This is a genomic window from Micromonospora sp. 4G55 (assembly GCF_016803375.1).
Genome location: NZ_JAEVHN010000560.1, coordinates 1 through 4,001, shown reverse-complemented (window position 1 = coordinate 4,001; position 4,001 = coordinate 1). Strand labels below are relative to the sequence as shown.

Annotated in this window: 2 protein-coding genes and 3 pseudogenes; 1 reads left to right on the top strand and 4 read right to left on the bottom strand. The window is 75.9% G+C overall.

The genetic code is table 11. The features are described from left to right. Window positions 1-288: pseudogene (locus tag JNW89_RS29770) on the top strand (transglutaminase domain-containing protein); the annotation flags it as partial. Between the two features lie 522 nt (window positions 289-810). Here JNW89_RS29770 and JNW89_RS29765 read toward each other — a convergent pair. From JNW89_RS29765 to JNW89_RS29750, 4 genes and pseudogenes are all read right to left on the bottom strand, one after another. Beyond that, window positions 811-1,212, bottom strand: coding sequence for a DUF3040 domain-containing protein (locus JNW89_RS29765; RefSeq protein ID WP_238451615.1), 402 nt, complete (start codon window positions 1,210-1,212; stop codon window positions 811-813). Window positions 1,213-1,327: 115 nt separating this feature from the next. Then, a complete protein-coding gene (locus JNW89_RS29760; RefSeq protein WP_238451614.1) occupies window positions 1,328-2,587 on the bottom strand; it encodes a DNA polymerase IV in 1,260 nt (419 codons plus the stop codon). Window positions 2,588-2,625: 38 nt separating this feature from the next. Beyond that, window positions 2,626-3,789 (bottom strand): annotated as a pseudogene (locus JNW89_RS29755) (alkaline phosphatase family protein). 4 nt (window positions 3,790-3,793) lie between these two features. Continuing rightward, window positions 3,794-4,001, bottom strand: a pseudogene (locus tag JNW89_RS29750) (SAM-dependent methyltransferase); the annotation flags it as partial.

Sequence of the window (4,001 nt, the reverse complement as noted above, 5' to 3'; positions counted from 1 at the left end):
GGCTGCTCGGCCGGCGGAGGAGCGGGCCCGTTACGCCCGCGACCCGCTCACCGGCGAGCCGTTGCACCCGGCGTTGACGACGGTCCGGGGGCGCCATCGCCGCCCCGGTCGGACCGGCGCACCCGCTTCCTGGCGGCCGTGCTGCCGCCGTCGGTGCTGCTGCGCTGGCGGCTGGCGGTGGCGGACTCGTCCTCCCGGCTGGTGGCCAGCGGCGGACGGACCCGCTCACGGTTGCTGCGCTGGAACCCGCGCCGGCTGCTCGCCAACCGCTCCGCCCGCCGGGCCTAACCCGGCCCCCACCCGGCCACGTGCCCGGGGCCGCCCCGTGCTCCTGCGCTGGAACCCGCGCCGGCTGCTCGCCAACCGCTCCGCCCGCCGGGCCTAACCCGGCCCCCACCCGGCCACGTGCCCGGGGCCGCCCCGTGCTCGGGCACCTTCAGAGAAAGCGCGGCTATTCTTCGCCGAATAGCCACGCTTTCTCGGAAAGTGCGTGCGGACACCTCGGCGTGCCCGGTGATGCCGCGCCGTCAACCTCGGCCGCTGGACATTCCGTCCGCGGCGCCGCGCCATGTCGTCGACCTGGCGGCATTCCGCGCCTCCGGACCCCGGCATGTCGCCGACACCGAGTCAATCACGACCGACGACAGTGGATCGCCTCCGGCAACCTCATCGGGCCGGGCCGGGGCCGGGGCTCGGATCGGGGCCGGGGCTCGGGTCGGGGCCGGACGTGCGGAAACGACGGAGGTGGCCGGATCGGGTCCGACACCCACCGTCGTGGCGACGCCCACCCGCCTCAGGGGCGGTGAGCGTTCAGCGATGTCCCTCCGGACGCTGCCGCCACCGGTCCTCCATGCGGTCCAACAGCGACGGCCGTCGACCACCCGCGCGTCCGCGCTGACGACGGCGACTCGTCGTTGTGCCACCCACCACGTGCAGGTCGGGTGACTGCGACCGGCGATGCGACTGCACCGCGTAGCCCAGCGCGGCCAGCATGACGACGAAGCCCGCCACTGCCAGCGGCGGAGTCTTGATCACCGCGCCGTAGACCAACAGGGCCAGGCCGACGACGACCACGCCGGCAGCGACGAGCAGGCGACGCCGCGCGTGGAAACGCGGGTCGCTGGCGCGCACGGCCGAGGCGAATTTGGGGTCCTCGGCAAGCGACCGCTCGATCTGCTCGAACAGCCGCTGCTCGTGCTCCGAGAGCGGCACGGCACTCCTCCCCGGTCACGTTGGTCGGCCCGGTCGGGCCGACAGACCGTGGCAGCCAACCGGCTGCTTGCCGTCAAGTCTACGAGGGGGCTCGCGCGTCGGAAAGCGGGACGACCTACGGCCGGGTCGGATTTTCGCCTCTACGGGTATCACGCTTGCCGAGCAGACTGGCCGGACCTATGACGGACCGCCCGAAACGGGCAGCCGCGGCGTCGGCGGCAGCTTCCGCCTCCCGCCAGCCGCGCTCGGGCGCGCCGAGGGTCAGCTGCTGTGGCGTCTCCGTCACCCCGGCCAGCCCCTCCACCCGGACGCCGACCAGGCGGACGCGCTCGGTGGGGTCGAGAACGGTGTAGAGCGCCCAGGCGGTGTCGAAGATCTCCCGGGCCACGTCGGTGGACACGCCGAGGGTGCGGGACCGGTTGACCGTGCGGAAGTCGGCCAGCCGCACCTTGAGCGAGACCGTCCGGCCGACCTGCCCGGCCCGGCGCAGCCGGGCGCCGACCTTGTCGCTGAGGGCGAGCAGGGCCCGGCGGATCTCCACCGGGTCGGCGACGTCGGCGTCGAAGGTCACCTCGGCGCCGATCGACTTCTCCACGTGCTCGGGGCTGACCGTGCGCGGGTCGCGCCCCGAGGCCAACTCGTGCAGGTGGCTGGCGGACGCCTCGCCGACCGCCTTGCGGAGCATGCCGTACGGCGCCTCGGCCAGGTCGCCGATGGTGTTCAGGCCCAGCCGGCGCAGCGTCTCGGCGGAGCGCTCCCCCACCCCCCAGAGCGCGCCGACCGGCAGCGGGTGCAGGAACTCCAGCACCCGGTCGGCCGGCACCACGAGCAGGCCGTCCGGCTTGGCCCGGGTGGAGCCGAGCTTGGCCACGAACTTGGTCGGGGCCACCCCGACGGAACAGGTCAGCTCCTGCTCGGCCGCCACCCGTTCGCGGATCCGGCGGGCGATCTCGGCCGGCGGCCCGAACAGCCGCCGCGCGCCGGCCACGTCGAGGAACGCCTCGTCCAGGGAGAGCGGCTCGACCAGCGGGGTGACGTCCCGGAAGATCTGCATGACCGCCCGGGAGGCGGCCGTGTACTGCGCGAAGTCGGGCGGGAGGTAGACCGCGTGCGGGCAGAGCGCCCGGGCGCGCATGGTGGGCATGGCGCTGCGGACGCCGTACCGCCGGGCCTCGTAGCTGGCGGAGCTGACCACGCCGCGCGGCCCGACGCCACCGACCACCACGGGCCGGCCGCGCAGCTCGGGGCGGCGACGCACCTCCACCGAGGCGAAGAAGGCGTCCATGTCGACGTGCAGGATCGGGCTGCCGGAGTCGTCGGCGTCCGGCCCGAAGCGCGGGTCACCGCCGCGCGGCAACGACTGGCTCCGACCCATTCCCGCAGGTTAGCCCGCCGGTACGACAGCCCGACCGGTCAGCCCCGCACCACCAGCAGCGGAATGGTCAGCTCGGCCGCCGTGTCCGCCCCGTGGTACGCCACCAGCCGGGACACCATCGGCGGCTCGGAGCGGCTGGCCAGCACGGCGTACGTGCCGTGGCAGGTCACCACGACGTCGCCGACGCGGTGCAGGTGCCCCTCCGGCACCGGGCCGAACCGCCCGGCGGCCACCGCCTCCGCCCGGGTCTCCACCCGGCGGCCGGGCCGAGCACCGCCGACCAGGCGGCCACCACGTCGTCGACGGCGCCCGGCTCGACGTGCAGGTAGCGCACCCGCGGCTCCCCGGCGACGACCCGTACCCCGGCCCGCAGCCGGGAGTCGGTGTCCAGGTCGAAGCGGTGCGCGGCGGGCACGTCGAGCTGCCCGTGGTCGGCGGTGACCAGCAGCGCGGCGTCCGGCGGCAGCCCGTCGACGAGCCGGGCGAGCAGCGCGTCGACCTCGGCGGCGGCGATCCGCCAGGGCGCGGAGTCGACGCCGGTGAGGTGACCGTGCCGGTCCAGGTCGGGGTGGTAGCCGGAGACCAGGGTCGGCCCGGGGCCGGCGGCGAGCGCGGCGAGCATCGTCGCCGCCAGGGCGTCCACCCCGGCGGCGCCCCGGTAGTCGCCGCCCCGGTTGGCGGCCAGGGTCAGCCCGCTGCCGGCGAACTCGGGGCGGCTGACCACGGTCACCGCGACACCGGCCGCCCGGGCCCGCTCCCACTGGGTACGGACCGGCTGCCAGGTCAGCGGCTCCGGGTCGCCGGCCCACTCGATGTGGTTGAGCACCCGGTCGGTGCCGGGCACCCGGACGGTGAAGCCGAGCACCCCGTGCGGCCCGGGCGCGACGCCCGCGCCGAAGCTGACCAGGCTGGTCGGGGTGGTGGAGGGGAAACCCGAGGTCAGCGGCCGACCGACGGTGGCGGCGAGCCGGCCAGGGTCGGCGCGTACGGCGCGGCGTCGGGATCTGGTACCAGCCGAGCCCGTCGACCAGGAGCACGGCGATCCGCCGCACCCCGGCCAGCCGGGGGGTGAGCCCGAGCAGGTCGACCGCGCCGGGCACGCCGAGCACCGCCAGCGCGCTGGGCACCACGTCGGCGAGGCTGCCACCGCCGTAGCGGGGCGCCACGACGTCCAGCGGATCGGGCGGTGCGGCGGCGGTCATGCCGTTATGCCGGCCGGCGGGCGAACAGGTGCAGCTGGGCGGCGAGGTCCCGGTACGGCGACCGGGCGGCGAGGGCCCGTTCCAGCTCGACCAGGCTGGCCGGCTGACCGTCGGCCACGGCGGCGGGAAGCAGGTCGGCGAGGACGCGTACCCCGTGGATCTCCTCGACGGTGAGCCCGGCGGCGCGCAGCAGCGCGGCGGCGCCGTCGGCG

Excerpts from the sequence above, each read along its gene's own strand:
- JNW89_RS29760 (WP_238451614.1), bottom strand. The coding sequence starts at position 2,587 with ATGGGTCGGAGCCAGTCGTTGCCGCGCGGCGGTGACCCGCGCTTCGGG.